The sequence below is a fragment of the Streptomyces violaceoruber genome (assembly GCF_033406955.1).
GTDB lineage: Bacteria > Actinomycetota > Actinomycetes > Streptomycetales > Streptomycetaceae > Streptomyces > Streptomyces violaceoruber.
In genome coordinates this window covers 2,949,678-2,975,467 of record NZ_CP137734.1, presented here as the reverse complement: position 1 = coordinate 2,975,467, position 25,790 = coordinate 2,949,678, and the positions used below count along the sequence as shown (strand labels likewise).

Here is a 25,790-nt window from a genome sequence, read left to right as displayed (position 1 = left end):
GGCCCTGGACAGTTCCGTACGCCCCGTGCGGGCGTGAGGACGGGGGCCGGGCCTCATAGGGTGGACCCCATGACGGATCTCCCCGGCCGGCGTCTGCTGCTGGTGCATGCGCACCCGGACGACGAGTCGATCAACAACGGCGTCACCATGGCCCGCTACGCGGCCGAGGGCGCCCACGTGACGCTGGTGACCTGCACCCTCGGCGAGCGGGGCGAGGTCATCCCGCCCGGTCTCGCCCACCTGTCCGGAGCCGCTCTGGGCGGGCACCGCAGGGGCGAGCTGGCGGAGGCGATGCGCGCACTCGGCGTCGACGACTTCCGGCTGCTCGGCGGGCCGGGGCGGTACGCCGACTCCGGGATGCTGGGGCTGTCCGACAACGACGACCCCGGCTGCCTGTGGCAGGCGGACGTCGACGCGGCCGCGGCCCTGCTCGTCGACGTGATCCGCGAGGTGCGCCCCCAGGTGCTCGTCACCTACGACCCGAACGGCGGCTACGGCCACCCCGACCACATCCAGGCCCACCGCATCGCCATGCGAGCGGCGGAGCTGGCGGCCGAGGCCGGGTGTCCGGTCGCGAAGGTCTACTGGAACCGCGTGCCGCGCTCCCGGGTGGAGGACGCCTTCGCCCGACTCCGGGACGACCTGCCCGGACTGCCGTTCGAGAAGGCGGCCGGCGTCGAGGACGTGCCGGGCGTCGTCGACGACGAGCGGATCACCACCGAGATCCGCGGCGAGGGCACCGCGTACGCCCCCGCCAAGGCCGCCGCGATGCGCGCGCACGCCACCCAGATCACGGTCGCCGAACCGTATTTCGTCCTCTCCAACGACCTGGCCCAGCCGATCCTCACCACCGAGTACTACGAGCTGGTGCGCGGCGAGCGGGGCGGCGAGGGACGTGAGAACGACCTGTTCGCGGGCATCGCCGGAACCTTCGACACCGGGGAGGCGACCTCGTGAACGGCCGCAACGAACCGCCGAGCTCCGCACTCGCCCAGCCGCTGCGCCCGCCCTCGCTCGGACGGGCCGCCCTGTACGCCGGGCTCTTCGTGCTCGGCGCCGTCCTCGGAGTGGCGGGTGCGCTGCTCCAGCCGGCCTGGTTCCCGGGCGGGCTGCTGCTCGCGCTGGCCGCCGAGGCGGGGCTGTGCGCCGGGGCGGGCCGTGCCGTCGGGCGCCGGGGAGGGGCCGTCGCGCCCGCCCTCGGCTGGGCGCTCGCCGTGGTGCTGCTCACCACCAGCCGTCCGGAGGGCGACTTCCTCTTCGCCGCCGGTGCCGGCTCCTATCTCTTCCTGCTCGGCGGGATCGCCGTTGCTGTGATCTGTGCCACCCTCGCGCCGGTGCGGCAACCGGACGGCGGCCCCGCCCGACTTCGCAAGTGACGTACCGCTTCGCCGTGCCGTGGGCGTGCGAGTCCCGTGTGGGTTTCCACGGCGGTCACGGGATACGCGCGAGAAGTGGCCAGTATGGTGGTGCGCGCCGCCGAGCCGCCCGCTGAAGGCGTGACGGGCGGCGGAGCCAACCGGGAGAACCTGCCTTGAGTCGTGAAACTGACAGTTCGTCCTCCGGGCCCCACGGGCGCGGCGGAGCCGCATACCCGTCGGGCACCCCGCCCTACGGGACACCCACGGCTTCCGACGCCGGTGCGGACGCGGGCCGTTCGGCCACGCGACCGGAGGAGCGCAAGACCGAGACGACGCTGACGACCCGGATCCGGATCAACATCCCCGGGTCGCGGCCCATCCCGCCGGTCGTCGTGCGCAAGCCCGTCGCGGACGGTGAGGACACCGCCGACAGCACGGAGACGACGGGCGAGCGGCCCGCGCCGGCGCCCAGCGCCGCCGCGCCCGGGGCCGCCGCTCCCGAGGCTCCCGCCGAGTCCGCGCAGTCCGCCCAGTCCGCCGAGGAGAAGCCGACGAGCGACTGGTTCGCGCCACGCAAGTCGGGTCCGGGCAAAGGCACTCAGGGCGGCGGTTCCACCAACGGTGCCGGTCTGCCCGCAGGTTCGGCGCCCACCGCCGGAACCCCGGGTGCGGCGGGGGCGCGTGGCGCGGGTCCCGCGGGTGCTTCGGGTGCCGGTGCGCGGCCGGGCGGCGGGAGTGGCCGTCCCGGTGGCGTCGTCGGTTCCATGAACGCACCCGGCGGCGCCCGGTCCGGATCCGCGGGCGGCGGCGCCCGCTCCGGTGCGACCGGCGGGCCCGTGGCGCCCGGTCACGGTGGTGGTACCGGTTCCTTCGACGTGACCGAGGCGCTGGCGGCCGGTCCGCTGGGCGGCAACGGCAACGGCAACGGCAACGGCAACGGCAGTGGCCCCCGGCCCGGCACCGACGCCGGTGGCGAGCCGCGCCGTGACGACCTGCCGTACTTCGCGGGGGAGGGTCGGGCCGACCAGGCCCCCGGCGGGCAGCAGAACGGCCTGAACGGGCAGTCCCCGTACGGCACCGGGCCCCAGGGCCCCGCGGGGCCGACGAGCGGCCCGGCCACCGGCGACAGCCGGCTGACGCCGCCCCCGGCCGGCGACCTCGGCGGCCTCGGAACGGCCGGCGGCCCCGCGGCGCCCGGCACGCAGCGCGAGCCCGCGCCGAACGGCCTGCGCGGCCCGGGGAGCCTTGGTGGCCCCGGTGGCCCCGGCAGGCCGGCGGGCTCCGGTCCGGACGCCGCCCGCCTCGGTCCCGGCGGTGGGCTCAGCGACGACACCGCGATCCTCACCCCGCAGCGGCCGGTCCCGCCCGGCGCGGCCAACCCGGACAACATCTCCGGCAACACCGTCACCAGCGGCATCCCCGTCGTGCCGGGCGAGCGCACCGCGCCCTTCCCGGCCGGTTCCGGGGACGGACCGCGCCCGCACACGCCGCCCAAGCTGCCCGAGCCGGTCTCCGCCCCGCCGGCGAGCTCCGCCAAGCCCGCCAAGAAGAAGGGGCGCAGGAAGCTCCCGCTGCTCGTCGTCGGCGTGGTCGTCGTCGCCGGTGTCACCTACGGCGCCGGCCTGCTCATGAACCGCTCCGACGTACCCAAGGGCACCACCGTGCTCGGCGTCGACATCGGCGGCGGCACCCGCGACGACGCCGTCGAGAAGCTGGACAAGGCGCTCGGCGCCCGCGCGGCCAAGCCGCTCAAGCTCACCGTGGGCGGTGACACCGTCTCCCTGAAGCCCGACCAGGCGGGACTCCAGCTCGACACGCAGACCACGGCCAGCTCCGCGGCGACGAGCGACTACAACCCGATGTCCGTGATCGGCTCGCTCTTCGGCCAGAAGCGGGTCGTCGAACCGGCCATGCCCGTCGACGAGGAGAAGCTGCACGCCGCCCTGGAGGACGCCGCCGGCGGGGCCGGGTCGGCGACCGAGGGCTCGATCAGGTTCGAGTCCGGCAAGGCCGTCCCCGTGTACGGCAAGGCCGGCCAGGGCATAGACGTCGCCAAGTCGACCGAGGCCGTGCAGGCCGCCTACCGCGCCCAGGTGGAGACCGGCACCGCCACCGCGGTGAACGTGCCGACGACCGCCAAGCAGCCCACGGTCGCCAAGGCCGAGGTCGACCGGATGCTGAAGGAGTTCGCGGAACCGGCGATGTCGGCCAGGGTGACCGTGCAGACCGACGCCGCCCACTCCATCCAGTTCAGCCCCGAGAAATCCCTGTGGAAGTTCCTCAGGGTCACGGCCGTCGACGGCAAGCTCGTCGACAAGCCCGACCTGAACGCCCTCAAGGAGCTCTACGGCCAGACCTTCGACGGAGTACTCATCGCCCGGGCCAACGGCGAGAAGACGGCCGTGACCCCGCAGGACGTCTACGGCGCCATGCGCCAGGCCCTGAAGAGCAAGACCGACCGGGTGGCCGTCATCGACACCAACCCCAGCTGACGCGGGCACAGGAGCGAGGGGCGCCCGGCAGCAGCGGGGCGCCCCTCGCGTCGCACCGGGCGCCGCGCACCGTATGACATCTGTCATCCGGCACCCGGGACCGCCGACACTGCCGGGCGCCCTCTCCCCGCGGCCACGATGGGGGCATGACGAGGACAACGGCGGTCGGCTTCGACCGGGTGACCAAGGGGTACGGCGACGTCCGGGCCGTCGACGGCCTGACGCTCGCGCTGCACCCCGGCGAGACCGTGGCCCTGCTGGGCCCGAACGGAGCGGGCAAGTCGACCACGCTCGACCTGCTGCTCGGCCTGAGGCGCCCCGACGCCGGCACCGTTCACGTCTTCGGCGGCGAACCGCGCGAGGCCGTCGTCGCCGGACGGGTGGGTACCATGCTCCAGAGCGGCGGCCTGATGGACGAGGTCACGGTCGCCGAACTCGTCCGGCTGGGCTGCGCGCTGCACCCCAGGGCCTACCCGGCCGCCGACGTGCTGGCCCGGGCCGGACTCACGAAGATCGCCGACCGCCGGGTCGACAAGCTCTCCGGCGGCCAGGCCCAGAGGGTTCGCTTCGCACTCGCCACCGCCGGCGACAGTGACCTGATCGTCCTGGACGAGCCCACCACCGGCATGGACGTCACCGCCCGCCAGGCCTTCTGGGCCACCATGCGCGAACAGGCCGACCAGGGCCGCACCGTGCTGTTCGCCACGCACTACCTGGAGGAGGCCGACGCCATCGCCGACCGGGTGCTCGTCCTGCACCGGGGCAGGCTGCTGGCCGACGGCACGGCCGCCGAGATCAAGGCCAGGGCCGGAACCCGCCGGATCTCCTTCGACCTGGACGGCGGCCCGGACGCAAGCCCGGACGCAAGCCCGGACGGCAGCCGGAACGGCACCGTCGACGAGGCGACGCTGCGCGCGCTGCCGCACCTGACCGCCCTCGACGTGTCCGGCCGGACCGTGCGCATCCAGTCCGCCGACGCCGACGCCACCGTGTACGCCCTGTACGGCCTCGGCCTGTACCCCCGCAACCTCGAAGTCGCCGGCCTCGGACTCGAGCAGGCCTTCGTCGCCCTCACCGCCGCCGAGGAGGCCAAGCAGCCGTGAACGGCCTGATCAAGCTCGAACTGACCCGGGCACTGCGCAACCGAAAGTTCCTGTTCTTCTCGGTGATCTACCCCTCGGCCCTGTTCCTGCTCATCGCGGGCAGTGCCGACGCCACCAGCGAGGTCGACGGCACCGGACTGACCCTGCCCACCTTCTTCATGGTCTCCATGGCCTCCTTCGGTGCCCTGACCGCCGTGCTCATGGGCAACAGCGAACGCATCGCCAAGGAGCGCGAGAGCGGCTGGGTCCGGCAGCTGCGGCTCACCGCCCTGCCCGGCCGCGGCTACGTCCTCGCCAAGACCGCGAGCGCCGCCGTCGTCAGCCTGCCTTCCGTCGTGGTCGTCTTCGTCGTCGCCGCGGCCGTGAAGGACGTACGCCTTCACGCCTGGCAGTGGCTCGCCCTCACCGGCGTGATCTGGGCCGGCAGCCTGGTCTTCGCCGCGCTCGGCGTCGCCATCGGGTACCTGGCCACCGGGGACGCGGTCCGCCCGATCACGATGATCGTGTACTTCGGGCTCTCCATGCTCGGCGGCCTGTGGATGCCCACCACCACCTTCCCGCAGTGGCTGCGGGACGTCGCCGAGTGGCTGCCCACACACGCGTACGCTGCCCTCGGGCAGTCGATCGAACAGAGTCACGCCCCGCACGCACAGGACCTCGCCGTCCTCGCCGTCTACTTCGTGCTCTTCGCGGGCGGCGCGGCCTGGCTGTACCGGAAGGACACGCTGAAGGCGTGAGCGGCGTCGGAATCGGGCAACGCCCGGAGAACCGCAGGCAGAAGACCGTCAAGGTCATGTGGACCGCCATCTGGCTGGCCTACCTGGGCGCCCCCGTCAGCGACCTGCTGCACGGCGGTCACGCCGTCGGTGTCCAGGTCCTCGGCTGGATCGGCCTCGTCGCCTTCGTGGTCTGGTACATGCTGCTGCTCTTCCGCACCGGCCGCGGCGAGCGGACCCGGCTGGTCCTCGGCTCCCTCGCCGTCCTCGCGGCCGAGTCCACGCTCCTCGCCCTCACCCTGGGCCGCGAGTGGCTGGTCCTCTTCGTCTACGTGGCGATCGCCTCCGGTGCCGCGCTGCCGCTGCGCCTGGCCCGCTGGACCATCCCGGGCGCCTCGGCGCTGCTGACGGCGATGGCCCTCGTGGTGCCCGGCGGGACCTCCTTCATCGCCGGGCTGCTGCTCCCGGCGCTGCTGGGCGGCTTCGCCATGACCGGCGTGCGCGAGCTGGTCCGGACCACCATCGCGCTGCGCGAGGCCCGCGCCACCGTCGCCCAGCTCGCCGCCAACGAGGAACGCCTGCGCCTCGCCCGCGACCTGCACGACCTGCTCGGCCACTCGCTCTCCCTGATCACCCTGAAGAGCGAGCTGGCGGGCCGCATGCTCCCCGCCCACCCCGACAAGGCCGCCCAGCAGGTCGCCGACATCGAACAGGTCAGCCGCCAGGCCCTCGTCGACGTGCGCGAAGCCGTCACCGGCTACCGCCGGGCCCGCCTGGCCCCCGAACTCGCCGGTGCGAAGGTCGCGTTGACGGCGGCCGGCGTGGACGCCGAACTCCCCGGCGAACCGGACCCCGCCCATCTGCCCGAGGACTCCGAGGCGGCCCTCGCCTGGGCGCTGCGCGAGGCGGTCACCAACGTCGTACGGCACAGCGGCGCCCGGCGCTGCGTGGTGGAGCTGCTGGAGCGCCAGACGCTGGACGGAGCGGTGCTGGAACTGTCGGTGGAGGACAACGGCTCCGGCGGCCCCGCCTCCGCGAACGCCCCGGGCAACGGCCTCACCGGCCTCGCCGAACGTCTGGAGAAGGCGGGCGGCACACTGGAGGCGGGCGGGTCCCGCCGGGGATTCCGGCTGGTCGCCCGCGTCCCGGTGGGCGCGGCCACCGACGTAGGATCCGGGGCATGAGCCGCACGATCAAGGTCCTGCTGGCCGAGGACCAGGCGATGGTCCGCGAGGCACTGGCCGCCCTGCTCGGCCTGGAGGAGGACATCGAGGTCGTCGCCCAGGTGGCGCGCGGCGACGAGGTGCTGGACGCCGCCCGCGCCCACGGCGTGGACGTGGCCCTGCTGGACATAGAGATGCCCGGCGCGACCGGCATCGAGGCGGCCGCCCTGGTCCACCGGGAACTGCCGGCCGTGAAGCTGGTCGTCCTCACCACCTTCGGCCGCCCCGGCTACCTGCGCAGCGCGATGGAGTCCGGCGCCGACGCCTTCCTGGTCAAGGACGCCCCGGCCGCGCAGCTCGCCGAAGCGGTCCGCAGGGTGCTGGCGGGGGAGCGGGTCATCGACCCGACCCTGGCGGCAGCGGCCCTCGCCGAGGGCGCCAACCCCCTCACCGACCGCGAACGCGAGATCCTGCGCGCCGCCGCCGACGGCTCCACCAACGCCGAACTCGCCACCGCCCTCCACCTCTCCCAGGGCACGGTCCGCAACTACCTGTCCACGGCCATCCAGAAACTGGCCGTGAGAAACCGCGCGGAGGCGGTCCGGGTAGCCAGGAACAAGGGCTGGCTGTAGCGGAAGCCGTCCCCGCCGGCACACCGCCGCCCTCTACAGCCGCGCGCAGTGGTGCGGCGCGGGCAGGCGACCCCACCCCCGGTCCCGCACCCACCGACGCTCAGTTCAACATCGCCCGAGCCGTCCGCGCCTCCCCCCGCACCTCCTCGGCGACCGCCTCGTCCACCGCCTCCACCACCTCCGCGTACGCCTCCAACTCCCCGGCCCCCGCCGCGAACTCCCCCCGCTGCACCAACAACACCGCCCGCTCGTACCGCAACCGCGCCGCATGCGCCGGCAACAGCAGCGCCAGCTCGACCGCCCACAGCCCCACCGCCGACTGCTCCGGCCGCGCCGCCGCCCACGCCCGGATGTTGTTCAGCACCCGTGCCACCACGTCCAACGGCGCCGCCGGCTCCAGCATCGACGCCCGCAGCTCCGCCCCCGTCGCCCCGGCGACCAGCGCCTCCGCGTCCGTACCGCTCAGCAGCCGCCCCCCGTCGTACGGATCGACGAGCACCCGCTCGCCCAACGGCGCGGACCCGGGGCCGGACGCCGCTGCCGACTCGCCCCCGAACCCGACCACGAAGTGCCCCGGCAACGCGACCCCGTACACCGGCGCCCCCGCCCGCCGGGCCACCTCCAGCCACACCACCGACAGTAGGATCGGCAGCCCGCGCCGCCGTCGCACCACCTCGTGCAGCAACGACGACTCCAGCCGCTGGTAGTCCGCGGCGACCCCGTGGAATCCGTACCGCTCGCCGAGCAGGTCCCGCAGCGCCACCGCCCAGGCCCGCGGCGTACCCGGCCGGAACGGCAGCTCTCCGGCCAGCCGGTCCAGTTCCACCTGCGCGGCGTCCAGCCCCGCCTCGTCCAGCGCCCCGTCCGCCTCCGCGCCCACCAGCAGGCACAGCGTGGCCAGGTCGGGGCGCTCGGACCGCGCCTCTTGCGCGAACCGCCGCCGCAGTTCGGCCGACCGCTGCGGCGACGGGGGACGGGGAGGACGAGGAGGACGCATGGCAGGCTCGTGCCCTTTCGGAGTGATGTCTCGGCGGCGGTCTACCGGTCGGTCCCGGCGGCCGCGGGCTCCCGGTAGTGGTGGTAGGAGTGGTGCGCCGCGAAGCCCATCCCGGCGTACAGCGCCCGGGCCCCGGCGTTGTCGGTCTCCACCTGGAGCCACGCCGCCGACGCCCCCTCGTCCAGCGCCCGCCGGGCCAGTGCGGCCATCACGGCGGTCGCGAGCCCCCGGCGCCGCTGCGCGGGATCGACCTCGACGGCCGCGAAGGAGGCCCACCGCCCGTCCACGACACACCGTCCGATGGCCGCCACGCCGCCCCCGCCGCCCGCGCCGTCGGCGCCCTCCGCGCCGGGCACCGTGGCGAACCACACCGACGGCCCGGACTCCAGGACCCGCAGCGCCACCTCGCTCACCCCCTTGCGCTGGTACCGGGCGAGCCAGGTTTCGTCCGCCTCCCGGGACAGGACCACACCGGTGTCCCCGGCCAGGTCGGCGACCGGCGCCAGTGGCCCGGTCCACACCTCGGCCGTCACCTCCCGGACCCAGCCCCGCCGCTCCAGCTCCGCGCACAGCAGCTCCTGCGTACCGGCGGCGCCGGTGGCGGTCTGGACGTACGCGGGCAGCCCGCGTTCGCCGTACCAGCGGCGTACGGCCGTCAGCGCCTCGTCGAGCGGCAGCCCCGGATCGCCGAGCGGCAGCACGGAGTTGGCCCGCCGGGTGAAGCCCCCGGCCGCCCGCAGCTCCCAGGCGCCGAGCCGCTCGCTCTCCACCGGGCGCCAGGACCGCGCGGCGACGCGCGCCAGCTCCTCGTAGGACGCGGCGGGACCGCGACGGCGGGCGGGGGCGGGCGGCACGACCTTCCCGGCGACCAGGGCGGACTCCGCGACACGGACGGACTCGCCACTCTTTCGTGTGATCAGCAGCACACCGTCGGTCCATGATGTGAGAACGCCGACCGTGTCGGTGAACTTCTCACCTGCGGCACCAGCTTCGCTCAAGCGCCGTACGGAGACTCGTTTGCCCACGTCAGCAGTGGTGATACGGACCTCAAGACGCCCGGCGGCAGAGAATTCCACGGGTCTGTCCACCCCTCCTGTTCGGATCATGCCCAAGAACGGAGATACTAGGGGCGGGCATCGACGACGCCGCGCTCCCGCGCGCCAGGCGGCGGAGCCTACGGAGGCCCGCCAGCGCCCTATCGAGGAGGAACGACAGCGTGACCTACGTCATCGCGCAGCCTTGTGTCGACGTGAAGGACAAGGCGTGCATCGAGGAGTGCCCGGTCGACTGCATCTACGAGGGCCAGCGGTCCTTGTACATCCACCCGGACGAATGCGTCGACTGTGGTGCCTGTGAGCCGGTCTGCCCGGTCGAGGCGATCTTCTACGAGGACGACACTCCCGAGGAGTGGAAGGACTACTACAAGGCGAACGTCGAGTTCTTCGACGAGCTCGGCTCGCCCGGCGGCGCCAGCAAGCTGGGGCTGATCGAGCGCGACCACCCCTTCGTCGCCGCGCTGCCGCCGCAGAACCAGTAAGAGCGGCCCGCACACGCGCCGCCTCGGTCCCGTACGGCCTGATCACCCCGATCGGCGCCGCACGGGACCGAGGCGTTTGCCGTACCGGCGCCGACGAGGAAAGGGAGCCACCCACCGTGTCCGCAGTCTCCGACCGACTTCCCACCTTCCCCTGGGACAAGCTGGAGCCGTACAAGAAGACGGCCGCAGCGCACCCCGGCGGCATCGTCGACCTCTCCGTCGGCACTCCGGTCGACCCGGTCCCCGAGCTGATCCAGAAGGCCCTGGTCGACGCGGCGGACTCCCCGGGCTACCCGACCGTCTGGGGCACCCCGGCGCTGCGCGACGCCATCACCGGCTGGGTGGAGCGCCGCCTCGGCGCCCGCGACGTCACCCACCGCCACGTGCTGCCCGTCGTCGGCTCCAAGGAACTCGTCGCCTGGCTCCCGACCCAGCTGGGCCTCGGCCCCGGCGACCGGGTGGCCTTCCCGCGCCTGGCCTACCCGACGTACGAGGTCGGCGCCCGCCTGGCCCGTGCGGAGTACGAGGCGTACGAGGACCCGACGGAGCTGGACCCGGCGGGACTGAAGCTCCTGTGGCTCAACTCCCCGTCGAACCCGACGGGCAAGGTCCTGTCCAAGGCCGACCTGACCCGGATCGTCGCCTGGGCCCGCGAGCACGGCGTCCTCGTCGTCTCCGACGAGTGCTACCTGGAGCTGGGCTGGGAGGCCGACCCGGTCTCGGTCCTGCACCCGGACGTCAACGGCGGCTCCTACGACGGCCTGGTCGCCGTCCACTCCCTCTCCAAGCGCTCCAACCTCGCGGGCTACCGCGCGGCCTTCCTGGCCGGTGACCCGGCGGTCCTGGGCCCGCTCCTGGAGATCCGCAAGCACGGCGGCATGATGACCCCGGCGCCGACCCAGGCCGCCGTGGTGGCGGCCCTCGGCGACGACGAGCACGTCCGCGTCCAGCGCGAGCGCTACGCCGCCCGCCGCACGGTCCTGCGCGAGGCCCTGCTGGGCGCCGGCTTCCGCATCGAGCACAGCGAGGCCAGCCTCTACCTCTGGGCCACCCGCGGCGAGTCGTGCTGGGAGACGGTCGCCCACCTGGCCGAACGCGGCATCCTGGTGGCCCCGGGCGACTTCTACGGCCCGGCGGGCGCACACTTCGTCCGCGTAGCCCTGACGGCAACGGACGACCGCGTCCAGGCAGCGGCGGACCGCCTGAGGTCCTGAGGCCCTGAGGGGCTGAGGGCCTTGGCCCCGCTGTGGGCAATCGTTCCGCAGGGCGATGGGGGCACCGCCCATGCCCTCAAGGCAATGGGGGAGGGTGGGCACCGCCCACAGCGCCGGGCCCCGGCTCAGGACACGCCCACTGGCCCGGCGTGGGCAAGCAGAACGCCGGGCCCCGGGAACCCCAGGACCCGGCGCCGTACAGCCCGGCGCAGCCGACGTCAGCCCAGCGGAAGCCCCTGCACCGGCAGCCCGCCCTTGCCCAGCGCGTCCGTCGGCAGCCCGCCCTTCGTGGCGGTCGCCGCCGTGTCACCCACGATGTCCCCGGCGGAGCCCGCCGCGTCCCCGGCCGCGTTCTGCGCCGCCGGCGTGGCCTTCTTGACGACCGATCCACCGGTCTTGCCGGCCGTCGGCACGGCCTTCTTGACGGCCTTGCCGCCGGTGTCGCCCGCCGTCTCGGTGGCGCTCTCGGCGGCGGAGGCGGCGGTGTTGCCGACGTTCGCCCCGTCCAGGGCGGTCAGTCCCCCGAGGTTCGGGGTGGCCGGCAGTTCGGGAGCCGCGCTGGCGGAGCCGGCCGCACCGACCCCGGCAGCCGCTCCCGCAGCGACGAGCAGCGCGGCACGGGCGATCCGGCGGGTCAGGGGGAGGGACATGATGCTCCTTGGGCGTAAGTCGACAGCAACGATGGAAAATCCGACCGGGCCCGGAGGGCGACCGGAGAGTGGTCGACCGGGCTCGGACGCAGTGACTACCGCTCGAGAGCCACGAAGGTTGCGGCGACCCAACGTAAAGAGTTGGTAATGCGTCGCATTATCAGGTGCACAGAAAAACGGGCAAAAGGGCGCCGGTCGGAAAGTCTGCTGAATCCTTACGGCCCTTGATTTTCCTGGGCCGCGACGCGTTCGGGGGTGAGGGTGCGAAAACCCGTGCTCCGCGTCGACTTCGCGCCGACGCGGGTCACTCGCGGAGATGACGCTTCGTACGGGCGCGCTACCGGGCGGACGTGATCCGCACCGCTTCCGCCGCCCGCTCCGCGCCCTTGGCGCCCTCGGTGCCCGTCGGGTACCACTTGCTGTCGGTGTTGCCCGCGGTCCACTCCCGGCCCGCGTAGGTGACCCGTTGGATGTGCAGCGAGGAGGCGTTGGCCACCGCCCAGTGCGCCAACTGCCAGCCGCGCCGCACGTGCTCCCGGGCCGGGCCGGAACCGGTGGAGCCGGTCACCGGCAGTGTCACGGTCCGCTCGTCGGAACCGGTCGCGGGCCGCCGGGACGCGGCGTCGCCGCCCACCTCCGCGCCGGCCGGTCGCAGCACGTCGTGCCCGAAGTCCCGCACCAGCGCCGCGCGGACCGCGTCCGGCCCCTTCTCCGGGGTCGCGCCGGGGCGCCCGACGCAGGTCAGCGTGGCCGCCGACCGTCCGGTGAGCGCGGCGGCGAGCAACTCGGCGTCCGGTTCGTGCTTGGCATAGGCGTCGGGGAAGGCGCTGCGCTGCACCCGCTGGGCGGCGTCGGTCAGCGGCAGGTCCAGGTAGCCGGGCACCTCGACCAGGTGGTCGTAGAACAGGCCCGCCGAGTACGCCGGGTCCATGATCTCCTCGGGCTTGCCCCAGCCCTGCGAGGGCCGCTGCTGGAACAGGCCGAGCGAGTCCTTGTCACCGTGGTCCAGATTGCGCAGCGCCGACTCCTGCAGCGCGGCCGCCAGCGCGATCGTCACGGCCCGGTCGGGCAGCTTGCGGGCGGTGCCCACCGCGGTGATCGTGGCCGCGTTCACCGCCTGCTCCGGCGTGAACTCGTAGGTCGTCCGGCCGCCCTTGCCGCCGGCCACCTTGCACCCCGGAGCGAACGCGCCTCCGGTGACATACTGCACCGCCAGATAACCGGCGACCGCGAGCAGGACCATGGAGGCGGCGCCCGAACGGGCGAGGCGGCCACGGCGTTTGCGAGGTGGGGACGGCTGGAGCACGCGTACAAGGTACTGGAGGGTAGGGTCCGGTGTCCGCCGGGTGCGCACCTTGCCCGAAAGGGCAGGGCGCTAGGGTCGGGCCCATGGCCGATACCCCGCTTGACCTCACGCTGGACGCCGCGGAGCTTACCGCGCGGCTCGTCGACTTCCCGTCCGAGAGCGGCACCGAGAAGCCCCTGGCGGACGCGATCGAGAGCGCCCTGCGGACCCTGCCCCACCTGTCGGTCGAGCGGTACGGCAACAACCTCGTCGCGCGCACCGGCCTGGGCCGCGCGGAGCGCGTGATCCTGGCGGGCCACATCGACACCGTGCCGATCGCCGGCAACGTCCCGTCCCGGCTGGACGAGGACGGCGTCCTGTGGGGGTGCGGCACCTGCGACATGAAGGCGGGCGTCGCGGTCCAGCTGCGCATCGCGGCCACCGTCCCCGCCCCCAACCGCGACCTGACCTTCGTCTTCTACGACAACGAGGAGGTCGCCGCCGAGCTGAACGGCCTGAAGCACGTCGCCGAGGCGCACCCCGAGTGGCTGGAGGGCGACTTCGCGGTGCTCCTCGAACCGTCCGACGGCCAGGTGGAGGGCGGCTGCCAGGGCACCCTGCGGGTGCTGCTGAAGACCGCGGGGGAGCGGGCGCACTCGGCGCGCTCCTGGATGGGCTCCAACGCCATCCACGCCGCCGCCCCGATCCTCGCGCGCCTCGCGGCGTACGAGCCCCGCTACCCGGTCATCGACGGCCTGGAGTACCGCGAGGGCCTCAACGCGGTCGGCATCACGGGCGGCGTGGCCGGCAACGTCATCCCCGACGAGTGCGTGGTCACCGTCAACTTCCGCTACGCCCCGGACCGCAGTCCCGAGGAGGCCCTGGCCCACGTGCGCGAGGTCTTCGACGGCTGCGGGGTGACGGACTTCGTGGTCGACGACCACAGCGGCGCGGCCCTGCCCGGCCTGTCCCACCCGGCCGCGGCGGCCTTCATCGAGGCGGTGGGCGGCACCCCGCAGCCGAAGTACGGCTGGACGGACGTGTCCCGCTTCTCGGCGCTCGGCGTCTCGGCGGTCAACTACGGCCCCGGCAACCCGCACTTGGCGCACAAGCGCGACGAGCGGGTCGAGGTGGCGAAGATCCTCGCGGGGGAGGAGCGCCTGCGCTCCTGGCTGACGGCATGATCCACGGCAGCCGCGGCGGGTTTATGTCGCTGCGTGGCGGACATGCTGAGGTCCCTCGTACGTAACCCGCGTAGATCTACGCTGAGGTGGAAGAACCTGCAACTGGAGGGAGCGCGCATGGCTACCGGCAACCCCGAGGGCAAGAAGCGGCCACCGGAGGAGCAGCGCCTGGGCCCCGTCCTCCGGCGGCGGGGCCAGGTGCAGGAGAGCACCACGGACCAGCGCCTGCTGGACGAGCGTGCTCCGACGGACTGGGTCCACACCGACCCCTGGCGGGTGCTGCGCATCCAGTCGGAGTTCATCGAGGGCTTCGGCACGCTGGCCGAACTGCCACCCGCCATCAGCGTCTTCGGCTCCGCCCGCACGCCGGCGGACTCACCGGAGTACGACGCCGGCGTACGGCTGGGCCGCGGGCTGGTGGAGGCGGGCTTCGCCGTCATCACCGGCGGCGGGCCCGGCGCCATGGAGGCGGCCAACAAGGGCGCCCTGGAGGCGAAGGGCACGTCGGTCGGCCTGGGCATCGAGCTGCCCTTCGAACAGGGGCTCAACCCCTACGTCGACATCGGCCTGAACTTCCGCTACTTCTTCGTCCGCAAGATGATGTTCGTGAAGTACGCGCAGGGCTTCGTCGTGCTGCCCGGCGGCCTCGGCACCCTGGACGAACTCTTCGAGGCCCTCACCCTGGTGCAGACCCAGAAGGTGACCCGCTTCCCCATCGTCCTGTTCGGCTCGGAGTACTGGGGCGGCCTGGTGGACTGGCTCCGCGGCACCCTGGTGGCCCAGGGCAAGGCAGCGGAGAAGGACCTCATGCTCTTCCACGTCACCGACGACGTGGACGAGGCGGTCGCCCTGGTCTCCAAGGAGGCGGGCCGGTAACGGCCGGTCACGGGCGGGGGCGAGGCCCCGGGCCGGCCGCGGGCGCGGACGGGGCCGACCGGGCCTAGGGGGTGTCGTTTGGATCTTGCCGGGGTCGCGGGGGCTGGCACGCGCATCTGCGGCGTTGTCGTCGGTTGCCAGGGCTCCGCCCTGTCGCCCTCCTCCGCCTTGCAGCTGCACGCACCAGACCCCGCTCGGGTCGGCCACAAGGCACCGTCGGCCGCGGCCGGCCTGATCCAAACGACACCCCTAGGCCAGCCCCCGCCGCGCCACCGCCGGCTCCCGGTGCCCGGCGATCGTCGCCACCATGTCCAGCACCTGCCGGGTCTCCGCCACCTCGTGCACCCGATACACCCTGGCGCCCAGCCACGCCGACACCGCCGTGGTCGCCAGCGTGCCGATCAGCCGTTCCTTCACCGGCCGGTCCAGCGTCTCCCCGACGAAGTCCTTGTTCGACAGGGACACCAGCACCGGCCACCCCGTCTCCACCATCTCCCCGAGCCGTCGCGTCGCCTCCAGGCTGTGCCGGGTGTTCTTCCCGAAGTCGTGCCCGGGGTCGATCAGCACCGACTCCCGCGGCACCCCCAGCCCCACCGCCCGCTCGGCCAGCCCCAGCGTCACCCGCAGGACGTCGGCCACGACGTCGTCGTACGTCACCCGGTGCGGCCGCGTCCGCGGCTCGGCGCCGCCCGCGTGCGTGCACACCAGCCCCACCCCGTACCGGGCCGCGACCTCCGCGAGCTTCGGGTCGACGCCGCCCCACGCGTCGTTCAGCAGGTCGGCCCCGGCCTCGCAGACGGCCTCGCCGACCTCGTGCCGCCAGGTGTCCACGCTGATCACGACGTCCGGGTGCCGACGTCGCACCTCCGCGACGAACCCCACCGTCCGCCGCGCCTCCTCCACGGCCGACACCTCGTCCCCGGGACCGGCCTTCACCCCGCCGACGTCGATGATCGCGGCGCCCTCGGCCACCGCCTGCTCCACGCGGGCGAGGGCGGGCTCGTCGCCGAAGGTCGCTCCCCGGTCGTAGAAGGAGTCCGGGGTACGGTTCACGATGGCCATGATCACCGGCTCGTGCGCCGCGAATTCGCGCCTGCCCAGCCTGAGCATCCCCTGTGACATCTCCTGGTCCACACCGTTCTCTCGTGCCGCTCTCGACCCCGGGCGGGCGGACCTTCGACCACCGCGGCCCCGACTGTCAGACTCGCATGGCACGATCGGACCCGACACAACCGACTCCGGCACAACCGACGCCGACCCGACCATGGGGGCCCAGCGATGGTCATGTTCCTGTTCCTCGTCATCGCGCTGGCCGTCGTGGTGGCCGCGGTGACGCTCGCCGTGGTGGGCGGCGGCGAGAGCGGGCCGCTGCCCGACGCCGCACCCGAGCGGGTCGGGGACGCGCTGCCCCCGGACCGTCCGGTGGGCCGCGGCGACGTGGAGCGGCTGCGCTTCCCGCTCGTGGTCCGCGGCTACCGCATGGCCGACGTCGACGACGCCCTCGGCCGCCTCGGCGCCGAGCTGGCCGAGCGCGAGGCCCGGATCGCCGACCTGGAGTCCGCGCTGGCGGGCGCCCGGGCCGCGGCGGCCCACCGCCACGTCGTCATGGACAAGCCGGACCGGGAGGAGCAGCAGTGAGCGCCGGGGAGGCCGTCGCGGGCCCGGACGGCGCGCTGCGCTGCCCCTGGGCGCTGTCCACCGCGGACTACGTCACGTACCACGACGACGAGTGGGGCCGCCCGGTCCACGGGGACGACGCGCTGTACGAACGGCTCAGCCTGGAGGCCTTCCAGTCCGGCCTCTCCTGGATCACCATCCTGCGCAGGCGCACCGGCTTCCGCAGCGCCTTCGCCGGCTTCGAGATCGCCAAGGTCGCGGCCTTCACCGACACCGACCGCGAGCGCCTGCTCGCCGACACCGGCATCATCCGCAACCGCGCCAAGATCGACGCGACCCTTACCAACGCGCGCGTGCTGGCCGAGTGGGCCCCCGGCGACCTGGACGAGCTGATCTGGTCGCACGCCCCGGACCCGGCCGGCCGCCCGGCCCCGAAGACCCTCACCGACGTCCCGGCCGTGACCCCGGAGTCCACGGCTCTGTCCAAGGCCCTGAAGAAGCGGGGCCTGCGCTTCGTCGGCCCGACGACGGCGTACGCGCTGATGCAGGCGTGCGGACTGGTCGACGACCACCTGGCGGCGTGCGTGGCCCGCAGACACTGAACCGCGGGCCACTCGTCACCGGCGGCCGGACCGCCTGCGACCGGCTCGCAGGTCGCCCGCGGCCCGCCTTCACCGGGCCGCCTGTTGCCGTCCCCGGCCGCCCGCGGTCTCACCGGCGGTCCGCCGTCAGCCGTCGGGCTGCTTGCCGCCCGGCGTCGGGCGTGCGCAGTCTGTCGGCGGGCTGCTTGTCGCCGTCCTCGGCTGCCCGCGGCCTGTCACCGGCTGCTGCCGGGCCGCGTGGCGTCGTCATGGGCCGCCCGCGGTCTCACCGGCGGCCCACCGTCAGCCGTCGGGCTGCTTGCCGCCCGGCGTCGGGCGTGCGCAGTCTGTCGGCGGGGGGCTCGTCGCCGTCACCGGCGGCCCGCGGCCTGTCACCGGCTGCCGGGCCGCCTGGCGTCGTCATGGGCCGCCTGCGGTCTCACCGGCGGTCCGCCGTCAGCCGTCGGGCTGCTTGCCGCTCGGCGTCGGGCGTGCGCAGTCTGTCGGCGGGGGGCTTGTCGCCGTCACCGGCGGCCCGTCACCGGGCCGCAATCACCGGGCCGCCCGGCGTCGTCACCGGCGGCCCGCGGCCTGTCGCCGGTTGCCGGGCCGCCTGTCGCCGGTCGGGTGCCGTCCGTCGCCAGGAGTCTGACGGCGGCGCGTGCCTGCCGGTGTTCGCCTACCGGCCCAGATACTTCGGCTTCTCCTTCTCGACGAACGCCCGCACCGCGATCGCGTGGTCCTCGGAGGCGCCCGCCCGGGACTGAAGCTCGTCCTCCTTGTCCAGCGTCTCGGACAGCGAGTGCGTCAGCCCGTACGCCATCGCCTCCTTCAGCGCCGCGTACGCCACCGTCGGCCCCTCGGCCAGCGCCCGCGCCGTCTTCTCGGCCTCGGCGCGCAGGTCGGCGGCGGGGACGACACGGGTGGCGATGCCCAGCTCGTACGCCTCCTGCGCGCGGATGCTGCGCGGGAAGAGCAGCAGGTCGGCGGCGCGGCCGGGGCCGACGACGCGCGGCAGCGTCCAGGAGATGCCGGAGTCCGCGGTGAGCGCCACGCCCGCGAAGGACGTGTTGAACGCCGCCGTGTCCGCGACGATCCGGTAGTCCGCGGCGAGCGCGAAACCGAGCCCCGCGCCGGCCGCCACGCCGTTCACGGCGGCGACCACCGGCTTCTCCGCGCCGGCCAGCGCCCGGACGATCGGGTTGTAGTGCTCGCGCACCGTGCTCATCGTCTGCCCCGAGCCCGTCTCCCGGTCGGCGGCCAGCAGCCCGATGTGCTCCTTGAGGTCCTGGCCGACACAGAACGCCCGGTCCCCGGCCGCGGTCAGCAGCACCGCCCGTACGGCGTCGTCCGCCGCCGCGGAGCGCACCGCGTCCCGGAGCGCGACCTTGGTCTCGATGTTCAGCGCGTTCATCGCCTCGGGGCGGTTCAGCGTGATCGTCGCGAGCCCGTCGCTCACTTCGTAGAGCACGGTGTCGGCCATGGAGATCCCCTCCGCGTCGTGGCATGCAGTGGCATGTGTCCGGGAGACAGCATGACGGAGATCACCGGGAACGGATCGCTCACGAGGTGTGACCTGCGTCAAAGAAAACCGGTCCGTATCCATTCGGTGGAAGTGCGTGAGGGCGCGCAGTATCGCAGTCACATCGCCGAATTGAGTGGTTTTGCTCGCGCGCGTTGCCCAAGCGATGCCGACCGATGTTGGTCATCGGGTCCTGGGATGCGGGATAATGGCTGGGAAGCAATGTGTTCGATGCCGGTGTCGCGCGTCCAAGCCGGACTGCGCGTGCCCTCACGGGCCGTCGGCGGTGACGGTGAGCTGGTATCAGGAAGGGGAACGAGCATGGCGGCCATGAAGCCGCGGACGGGCGATGGCCCGCTCGAGGTGACCAAGGAGGGGCGGGGCATCGTCATGCGCGTTCCGCTCGAAGGCGGCGGGCGGCTCGTCGTCGAGCTGACCCCCGATGAGGCCGACGCGCTCGGCGACGCCCTCAAGAAGGTCGTCGGCTGACGCGCGAGCGACCATACCCGTTCAGTCGCCCCGGTACCGTTCGCGGTGCCGGGGTGATTGTTCTTCCACGGTCGTTCCCGGTGCGCGGGACTTTTCTCCGGCGTTCCAGGTCAGCGCTTCACGGCGCACAGCAGTCCGTCGCCCACCGGCAGCAGTGACGGCACCAGCTCCTGGCTCTCCCGCACCGCGCGCAGGAGTTCCCGCACCCGCAGCACCTCGGTGGGCTGCGGTCCCGAGTCGATCGTGCGGCCGGCGCCGAAGACGCCCTCGAAGGCGACGAGACCTCCCGGGCGCAGCAGGCGCAACGATTCGGCGAGGTAGTCCAGGTACTCCAGCCGGTCGCCGTCGCAGAAGACCAGGTCGTATCCGGCGTCCGCGAGGCGGGGCAGCACGTCCAGGGCGCGCCCGGGAATGAACCGGGCCCGGTTGCTGGCGAATCCCGCGGCACGGAAGGCCTGGCGGGCGAACTGCTGGTGCTCGGGCTCCGGGTCGACGGTGGTCAGTACCCCGTCCGGCCGCATGCCGTGCAGCAGATGGATACCGGAGACGCCGCAGCCGGTGCCGATCTCCGCGACGGCCTTGGCGTCCACGGCGGCGGCGAGCAGCCCCAGGGCGGAGCCCGTGCCCGGGGTCACCGAGCGCAGGCCGGCCTCGCGGGCCCGGTCGCGTGCCCAGAGCAGCGCGTCGTCCTCGGCGACATAGGCGTCGGCGAACGCCCAGCTCGTCTGCCGGTTGCCGGTAATGACCCTCTCCTGTCCCCGTCGTTGCCTCGGCGTGACTGTATCCGTTGGCGTCGGGAACCCGCAGATGGGACCAGTCGTTTAAAGGGGGAAGCAAAGAGGCGGCGCCGAGAGGCGGTCGAGACGGGCCGGGACGAGCCGTACCGGCCCAGATCAAATTCTCGTAAAACCGCTTATCCGGAGCTAACGGGCGAGGTGGCTATGGTAGGGGCTCCACTGGACACCACCAGAGCCGACAGGGGAGGTGCGGCCGCACCCGCGGATCGGGGTGGAGTGCTGAGGCGCTTCCTCGGATCGGCAGGCAGGCCGAAATCCGTGAACGACACCGCTGCTGACCACAGCCACGCCGACGGTCCCACCACGGGACACGCCCATACCGCGACCTTCTCCAGCGACGCGGACGGGCAGGCGTGGACTCCGCCCACCTGGGAGGAGATCGTCAGCACCCACAGCGGCCGGGTCTACCGCCTCGCCTACCGCCTCACGGGCAACCAGCACGACGCCGAGGACCTCACCCAAGAGGTCTTCGTCCGTGTCTTCCGCTCCCTGTCGACCTACACGCCGGGCACCTTCGAGGGCTGGCTGCACCGCATCACGACCAATCTCTTCCTCGACATGGTGCGCCGCAAGCAGCGCATCCGGTTCGACGCGCTGGGCGACGACGCGGCCGAGCGGCTGCCCAGCAGGGAGCCCACCCCGCAGCAGCTCTTCCACGACGCCCACTTCGACGCGGACGTCCAGCAGGCGCTGGACACCCTCGCGCCCGAGTTCCGCGCCGCCGTCGTCCTGTGCGACATCGAGGGGCTGTCGTACGAGGAGATCGCCGCGACCCTGGGCGTCAAGCTGGGCACGGTGCGCTCCCGCATCCACCGCGGCCGTTCCCAGCTGCGCAAGGCGCTCGCGCACCGGTCCCCGAAGGCGCGTGCCGACCGTCGCTCGCTGGCGGCCGGTGTGCCCGCACTGGGAGGAGGGGGCACGAGCGCGTGAGTGGGTCACGGCCTGAGCCCGAGGGACACCTCGCAGAGCAGCACCTGGGAGACCGACTCTCCGCCCTGGTGGACGGAGAGCTCGGTCATGACGCGCGCGAGCGCGTGCTGGCGCACGTGGCGACCTGCCCGAAGTGCAAGGCGGAGGTCGACGCGCAGCGCCGGTTGAAGAACGTCTTCGCGGAAGCGGCCCCGCCGGCCCCGTCCGAGAGCTTCCTGGCCCGCCTCCAGGGGCTTCCCGGCGGCGGTGACTCCGACGGCGGCGGCTCGCCGTTCAGCGGGCTGCCCGGAGGCTTCGGCGCGTCCGCGGCATCCGGTGTCTTCGGCCCGAGGCGGGACGAGCGGTTCGAGTTCGACTACGTCCCCGCCGGGTCGCACACCCCGGTGCTGCCGTCCGCCACGTCGGGGCGCGGCTTCCGCATCCACGAGGTGGGCAGGCATGAGTCCGACCGTTCGGCCTCCCGCGGTCTGCGGTTCGCCTTCGCCGCCGCCGGAGCGGTGTCGCTGGCCGCGATCGCGCTGGGCGGCGTCACCCTCGGCACACCGGACACCACCACCGAGGCACGCGGCTCGGGCAGCGGCAGCAATGTGACGCCGCTGCGCACCCCGGGCTCGGCCGCGGCCACCGGTTCCGAGAGCCAGCGCCGCCGCACGGCCGGGCCACTGCTCGGGCAGGGGCAGCGCGCGCTCGGTGACCTCCCCGTCGCGTCCACCACGGCCTCGGCGCCACTGCTGCCCGGGATGCCGGCCCCCGCCGGGGGCGACGCACGGCAGCAGGCCGTCCGGGCGCTGACCACCCCGGTGACGGCCGGTGCCGCCGCCATGTCCCCGCTGATACGTCCGCTGGAAGCCGTTCCGCCGCTCTCCCTGAGCTCCTGGTCGGCGGCGCCAGAGGTCAGGCCGCCCGGCCTGCTCGCCGCCCCCGACCCCGCTCCGTCCCCCTACCCGGCGGCTTCCCCGGCCGCCTCCTCCTCTCCGCTTCGCTGACGGGATCTGCGCGCCGGTCCGTGAACCTGATTGAATCCGGGGTGGCGCCGGAGTTCTCGGAGCCGACGATCTGCGGCCAGCTGCGGGGGAGAGCATGAACGAGGGGAAGCCCACGAAGGCGAAGTGGTGGAGTCGTCCCCGCTCGTCCGAGGACGCACCCGACGGCGACTTCGAACTGGAACGCCCTCGCCCGGCCCCCAGCACGGGCACGGAGACGGCCACCGGCGACCGGGCGACCGACGGGGGCGACTTCGAGCTGGCCCGCCCGGCGTCGGCGACCTCCCGCTCGACCGGAGCGGGCGACTACGAGCTGGACCTGCCCCTGCCCGAGCGGGACGAACCGGCGCCCGCGCCCCCGCGTCCACGCCCGGCCCGCGAAGCCGGCGCCGCACCGGCGGCCGGTCCGGGGCAGGGAGATGCCGACGCCGCCGGGCTGCCGGATGCCGGTCCGCCCCGTCAGGGGGACTGGGACCGGCAAGCCGCCCCGGCGGTGGAGGCGGGGTCGCGGCCCCACGCGGGGACCGGCTCCGTTCCGGCCGCCGACGGCACGTCCGACGCCGGGCGGCCCAAGCCGCTGCACGAACCCGACCCGTACAGCACCCCGCCGTACGGTGAGCCCGGCCCCTGGGCCCCCGCACCGCCGGTCCAGCACCCCGCGGCCACCCCGGCGCACGGCACGGTGACGGCCGCGGGAGGGGCGCTGCACGCCCCGGTCACGCCCGTGACGGAGGGCTCGCACGCCCACGTGCCGCACCCGGGCGCGTCGTCGGTGTCTCCGCCCGTGGGTGCGGTGCCCGACCCCGCCTTCGCGGACGCCGCGCCCCCGGTGCCGCCGACGGCGCAGGAGCAGCCTCCGGCGCCGGCCGCCACCCCGGCGTACGACACGGCGCCCCACGACGCGGCCCCACCCCCGGCCGCGCCCGCCGACCCGTGGGGGCGCTACGACCCCTGGGCCGCCTCCGCGCAGCACCACGACGCTGCCGAGCGCGCGCCGAAGCGGCGACGCGGGCCGCGCGCGAAGGCGCTCGTCGGCGGGGCGCTGCTCATCGCCCTGGTCTCCGGCGGCATCGGCGGCGGCGTGGGCGCGTACCTGGAACGGAACGGCGGCGTGGGCACTGTGGAGCTGCCCCAGGCCGGACCCGAGGCGGCCGAGCGGGACCCGGACAGCGTCGCGGGCATCGCCGCGCGTGCCCTACCCAGCGTGGTGACCCTGCACGTGAGCGGCAGCGAGGCGGCCGGCACCGGCACCGGGTTCGTGCTCGACGGCCGCGGCCACATCCTGACCAACAACCACGTCGTGGAGCCCGCCGGCTCCGGCGGCGAGATCACCGTGACCTTCAACAGCGGCGACACCGCCGAGGCCGAGGTCGTCGGCCGGGACAGCGGGTACGACCTCGCCGTGGTGAAGGTCAAGGGCGTCACCGGCCTCACCCCCATGCCCCTCGGCAACTCCGACAACGTGCGCGTCGGCGACCCCGTCGTCGCCATCGGCGCCCCCTTCGACCTGGCCGGCACCGTCACCTCCGGCATCATCAGCGCCAAGGAACGGCCCATCACCGCGGGCGGCGAGGAGGGCGACGGCAGCGACATCTCGTACGTCGACGCCCTGCAGACCGACGCGCCCATCAACCCCGGCAACTCCGGCGGCCCCCTCCTGGACGCGCGGGGCCGGGCCATCGGCATCAACTCCGCCATCCGCTCCGCCGACAGCGGCAGCACCGAGTCGGACGACGGGCAGGCCGGTTCCATAGGCCTCGGCTTCGCGATCCCCATCAACCAGGGCAAGCGCGTCGCCGAGGAACTGATCAACACCGGCAAGGCCGCCCACCCCGTCATCGGCATCACCCTGGACATGAACTACACGGGTGACGGCGCCCGCGTGAGTGCCAAGGGCGGCGACGGCGGACCCGCGGTCACCACCGGCGGCCCTGGCGCGAAGGCCGGCATCAAGCCCGGAGACGTGATCACCGCGGTCGACGGACAACGCGTGCACTCCGGCGAGGAACTCATCGTCAAGACCCGCGCCCACCGACCCGGCGACCGCCTGGAACTCACCCTGCAACGCGACGGCAAGGAGACGAAGGTCTCACTGGTGCTCGGCTCCTCCGGCGACGACTGACCGCCGGAAGGTCCTGACAAGGCGCCAGGAAGGCAAACAATTCGGAAAGCGCTCACGTACACCCACTCGGGGCTCACGGGACGGTACCGGTCGGACGGGATCGGCGGGTACCGTGGTGGCGGCCCGGACATCCCAAGGAGCTTCAGGTGTTCAATGACATAGGCGCACTAGAGCTGGTGACGCTCGTCGTCCTCGCCGTGCTCGTCTTCGGTCCGGACAAGCTCCCCAAGGTCATCCAGGACGTGACGCGCACCATCCGGAAGATCCGGGAGTTCTCGGACAGCGCCAAGCAGGACATCCGCCAGGAGCTGGGCCCCGAGTTCAAGGACTTCGAGTTCGAGGACCTCAACCCCAAGACGTTCATCCGCAAGCAGCTGGACAACGAAGAGCTGGGGCTCAAGGAGATCCGCAACGGCTTCGACCTGAAGAAGGAGATGGCCGAGGTCACCGACGCGGTCCACGGCCGCGACGCGGAGTCCTCGTCCTCGGGGTCGTCCTCCGGATCGGCGTCCGCCGCGTCCGGCAACGGCCGCGTCGACATGTCGAAGAAGCCCGAGAAGCCCGGGAAGACCGACAAGCCCGCCGCCGACGACCGCCCGCCCTTCGACATGGACGCCACCTGACCCCGCTCCTCCCACGCCCGGCCCGCGGGCCGGGAACGTGACGTGTCTCATACTCCGGACGGGGCGCACAGGCCCTGAAGGCGACGCCCGCGCGGCTCACGCGCCGGGCGATTTCCCGGCTGCCGCCAGCAGGGTGGCTATGCTGCCCGAGTTGTTGTGCGGACCGGACGAGTGCGCCCGAAGGGGGGCGGGCCGTTCCGGTCCGACGAGAGCGAGGAGGCGTCCGGGCACATGGAGACGACGAGTCGGGCAGTCGCGCAGGCGCCGGCCGCGGAGGGCGGACCACAGTCCCCCTCCGGCCGGCGTACGGTCGACGGCTACCTGCGTGCGCCCTTCCCGTGGTACGGCCTCGACGAGGCCTTCACGGGGCGGCGCTGGCTGATGCAGATCGGTACGGCGGCCGACGGGGCCGTGGAGCACGGCTCGATCGGGCACGGCGACGAACCGTCGGTGCGCAACGAGCACGTGGCGGGCGACGAGCAGGACGCCAAGGAGAAGTTCGCGGTCGTGGTGACCGTCGCGGCCAACCCCGACCGGCGCAGCGCCGACGGCACCGGTCTGCTGGAGGCCACCTCGGTGTCCTCGGCGGCCTGGCTGGCCGGCGTGGGGCTGCTGTCGTTCACCTGGCCCGGCCAGATGGACCACTCGCTGCGCGACGACTGGCTTGAGCAGCAGACGGAGACCGCCTGGGTCCTCGCGGACGACCTCGACGGCGAGGACTGGACGACGCTGTCCCTGCCGGTGGACGGCGTGCCGACGCCCTTCCACTACCGGGAGTCCGAGTTCGGCTGGGTGCTGGCCGGTTCGACCGAGCAGGGCGTGCACCTCGGCGCGTACGGGCGGGGCATGAGCGCGTACGGGCTGGCCTTCGCCGTCGTCAAGGACGTCGCCGCGTACGCCTAGCCGGCGGTCGCGGGTA

The 25,790-nt window shown here is 73.6% G+C and carries 26 protein-coding genes; 19 read left to right on the top strand and 7 right to left on the bottom strand.

Annotation, left to right across the window (positions count from 1 at the left end):
• Positions 1-69: 69 nt before the first annotated feature.
• The 7 genes from mshB to R2E43_RS12885 all read left to right on the top strand — a co-directional run bounded on the left by mshB (position 70) and on the right by R2E43_RS12885 (position 7,464).
• Entirely contained in the window at positions 70-957 is an 888-nt protein-coding gene (gene mshB / locus R2E43_RS12915) for an N-acetyl-1-D-myo-inositol-2-amino-2-deoxy-alpha-D-glucopyranoside deacetylase (RefSeq protein WP_332056215.1), read from the top strand.
• Positions 954-1,376 carry a DUF6113 family protein gene (locus tag R2E43_RS12910; protein WP_011030071.1) on the top strand — a complete coding sequence of 141 codons (423 nt, stop codon included), beginning with the start codon at positions 954-956 and terminating at the stop codon, positions 1,374-1,376. The genes mshB and R2E43_RS12910 overlap by 4 nt, the downstream gene beginning before the upstream one ends.
• A 155-nt stretch (positions 1,377-1,531) precedes the next feature.
• Positions 1,532-3,850: a hypothetical protein gene (locus R2E43_RS12905; RefSeq protein ID WP_332056214.1), complete on the top strand. Its 2,319-nt coding sequence runs from the start codon at positions 1,532-1,534 to the stop codon at positions 3,848-3,850.
• A 146-nt stretch (positions 3,851-3,996) separates the two neighbouring features.
• The gene (locus tag R2E43_RS12900; protein WP_332056213.1) at positions 3,997-4,953 is read left to right on the top strand and encodes an ABC transporter ATP-binding protein; all 957 of its coding nucleotides are present in this window, start codon (positions 3,997-3,999) and stop codon (positions 4,951-4,953) included.
• Positions 4,950-5,690 carry an ABC transporter permease gene (locus R2E43_RS12895; protein ID WP_003973847.1) on the top strand — a complete coding sequence of 247 codons (741 nt, stop codon included), beginning with the start codon at positions 4,950-4,952 and terminating at the stop codon, positions 5,688-5,690. Before R2E43_RS12900 ends, R2E43_RS12895 begins: the two co-directional genes overlap by 4 nt.
• Complete coding sequence (locus tag R2E43_RS12890) at positions 5,687-6,853, top strand: sensor histidine kinase (protein WP_011030073.1); 1,167 nt, start codon at positions 5,687-5,689, stop codon at positions 6,851-6,853. Before R2E43_RS12895 ends, R2E43_RS12890 begins: the two co-directional genes overlap by 4 nt.
• Positions 6,850-7,464: a response regulator transcription factor gene (locus tag R2E43_RS12885; RefSeq protein WP_106518731.1), complete on the top strand. Its 615-nt coding sequence runs from the start codon at positions 6,850-6,852 to the stop codon at positions 7,462-7,464. The genes R2E43_RS12890 and R2E43_RS12885 overlap by 4 nt, the downstream gene beginning before the upstream one ends.
• Before the next feature lie 100 nt (positions 7,465-7,564).
• Here R2E43_RS12885 and R2E43_RS12880 read toward each other — a convergent pair whose 3' ends face one another.
• Together R2E43_RS12880 and R2E43_RS12875 are read right to left on the bottom strand one after the other, a co-directional pair.
• A complete protein-coding gene (locus R2E43_RS12880; RefSeq protein ID WP_332056212.1) occupies positions 7,565-8,461 on the bottom strand; it encodes a transglutaminase-like domain-containing protein in 897 nt (298 codons plus the stop codon).
• Between the two features lie 41 nt (positions 8,462-8,502).
• Positions 8,503-9,537, bottom strand: a complete 1,035-nt coding sequence (locus R2E43_RS12875; protein ID WP_319216017.1) for a GNAT family N-acetyltransferase — start codon at positions 9,535-9,537, stop codon at positions 8,503-8,505.
• A gap of 140 nt (positions 9,538-9,677) precedes the next feature.
• Here R2E43_RS12875 and fdxA point away from each other — a divergent pair, with 140 nt between their 5' ends.
• Together fdxA and R2E43_RS12865 are read left to right on the top strand one after the other, a co-directional pair.
• Positions 9,678-9,998 carry a ferredoxin gene (gene fdxA, locus R2E43_RS12870; protein ID WP_003973842.1) on the top strand — a complete coding sequence of 107 codons (321 nt, stop codon included), beginning with the start codon at positions 9,678-9,680 and terminating at the stop codon, positions 9,996-9,998.
• Between the two features lie 116 nt (positions 9,999-10,114).
• A complete protein-coding gene (locus R2E43_RS12865; protein WP_011030077.1) occupies positions 10,115-11,212 on the top strand; it encodes a bifunctional succinyldiaminopimelate transaminase/glutamate-prephenate aminotransferase in 1,098 nt (365 codons plus the stop codon).
• Positions 11,213-11,430: 218 nt separating this feature from the next.
• Here the strand turns inward: R2E43_RS12865 and R2E43_RS12860 are convergent, their stop codons facing one another.
• Together R2E43_RS12860 and R2E43_RS12855 are read right to left on the bottom strand one after the other, a co-directional pair.
• A complete protein-coding gene (locus R2E43_RS12860; RefSeq protein ID WP_003973840.1) occupies positions 11,431-11,862 on the bottom strand; it encodes an ATP-binding protein in 432 nt (143 codons plus the stop codon).
• Positions 11,863-12,199: 337 nt separating this feature from the next.
• Complete coding sequence (locus R2E43_RS12855) at positions 12,200-13,168, bottom strand: hypothetical protein (protein WP_011030078.1); 969 nt, start codon at positions 13,166-13,168, stop codon at positions 12,200-12,202.
• An 83-nt stretch (positions 13,169-13,251) separates the two neighbouring features.
• Here R2E43_RS12855 and dapE point away from each other — a divergent pair, with 83 nt between their 5' ends.
• The gene (gene dapE, locus R2E43_RS12850) at positions 13,252-14,331 is read left to right on the top strand and encodes a succinyl-diaminopimelate desuccinylase (protein WP_003973838.1); all 1,080 of its coding nucleotides are present in this window, start codon (positions 13,252-13,254) and stop codon (positions 14,329-14,331) included.
• A 117-nt stretch (positions 14,332-14,448) separates the two neighbouring features.
• Positions 14,449-15,207: an LOG family protein gene (locus R2E43_RS12845; RefSeq protein WP_003973837.1), complete on the top strand. Its 759-nt coding sequence runs from the start codon at positions 14,449-14,451 to the stop codon at positions 15,205-15,207.
• 249 nt (positions 15,208-15,456) lie between these two features.
• Here the strand turns inward: R2E43_RS12845 and folP are convergent, their stop codons facing one another.
• Positions 15,457-16,317: a dihydropteroate synthase gene (gene folP / locus R2E43_RS12840; protein ID WP_332057114.1), complete on the bottom strand. Its 861-nt coding sequence runs from the start codon at positions 16,315-16,317 to the stop codon at positions 15,457-15,459.
• A gap of 168 nt (positions 16,318-16,485) precedes the next feature.
• On the opposite strand from folP, the gene R2E43_RS12835 reads away from it, so the two are divergent.
• Together R2E43_RS12835 and R2E43_RS12830 are read left to right on the top strand one after the other, a co-directional pair.
• Positions 16,486-16,845 carry a DivIVA domain-containing protein gene (locus tag R2E43_RS12835; protein WP_265699529.1) on the top strand — a complete coding sequence of 120 codons (360 nt, stop codon included), beginning with the start codon at positions 16,486-16,488 and terminating at the stop codon, positions 16,843-16,845.
• Complete coding sequence (locus R2E43_RS12830) at positions 16,842-17,426, top strand: DNA-3-methyladenine glycosylase I (RefSeq protein ID WP_189283858.1); 585 nt, start codon at positions 16,842-16,844, stop codon at positions 17,424-17,426. The genes R2E43_RS12835 and R2E43_RS12830 overlap by 4 nt, the downstream gene beginning before the upstream one ends.
• A gap of 658 nt (positions 17,427-18,084) precedes the next feature.
• Here R2E43_RS12830 and chcB read toward each other — a convergent pair.
• Entirely contained in the window at positions 18,085-18,894 is an 810-nt protein-coding gene (gene chcB / locus R2E43_RS12825) for a 2-cyclohexenylcarbonyl CoA isomerase (protein WP_446750330.1), read from the bottom strand.
• Between the two features lie 354 nt (positions 18,895-19,248).
• Between chcB and R2E43_RS12820 the strand changes: the two genes are divergently transcribed.
• Entirely contained in the window at positions 19,249-19,416 is a 168-nt protein-coding gene (locus R2E43_RS12820; protein ID WP_003966491.1) for a DUF3117 domain-containing protein, read from the top strand.
• A 110-nt stretch (positions 19,417-19,526) separates the two neighbouring features.
• On the opposite strand, the gene R2E43_RS12815 is transcribed toward R2E43_RS12820, so the two are convergent.
• Positions 19,527-20,225, bottom strand: coding sequence for an O-methyltransferase (locus R2E43_RS12815; RefSeq protein ID WP_078884611.1), 699 nt, complete (start codon positions 20,223-20,225; stop codon positions 19,527-19,529).
• Positions 20,226-20,471: 246 nt separating this feature from the next.
• Between R2E43_RS12815 and sigE the strand changes: the two genes are divergently transcribed.
• From sigE to R2E43_RS12790, 5 genes are all read left to right on the top strand, one after another.
• Positions 20,472-21,143 (top strand): RNA polymerase sigma factor SigE, encoded by a 672-nt coding sequence (gene sigE, locus R2E43_RS12810; RefSeq protein WP_003973830.1) that lies wholly within the window; start codon positions 20,472-20,474, stop codon positions 21,141-21,143.
• Positions 21,140-22,129: an anti-sigma factor family protein gene (locus R2E43_RS12805; RefSeq protein WP_011030084.1), complete on the top strand. Its 990-nt coding sequence runs from the start codon at positions 21,140-21,142 to the stop codon at positions 22,127-22,129. The genes sigE and R2E43_RS12805 overlap by 4 nt, the downstream gene beginning before the upstream one ends.
• Positions 22,130-22,223: 94 nt before the next feature.
• Positions 22,224-24,248, top strand: coding sequence for a trypsin-like peptidase domain-containing protein (locus R2E43_RS12800; protein ID WP_319706937.1), 2,025 nt, complete (start codon positions 22,224-22,226; stop codon positions 24,246-24,248).
• 146 nt (positions 24,249-24,394) lie between these two features.
• On the top strand, positions 24,395-24,871 hold the full coding sequence (locus R2E43_RS12795) for a sec-independent translocase (protein ID WP_093456949.1): 477 nt from the start codon (positions 24,395-24,397) through the stop codon (positions 24,869-24,871).
• 231 nt (positions 24,872-25,102) lie between these two features.
• Positions 25,103-25,774 (top strand): hypothetical protein, encoded by a 672-nt coding sequence (locus R2E43_RS12790; RefSeq protein ID WP_016327210.1) that lies wholly within the window; start codon positions 25,103-25,105, stop codon positions 25,772-25,774.
• The last annotated feature ends 16 nt before the right edge of the window (positions 25,775-25,790 follow it).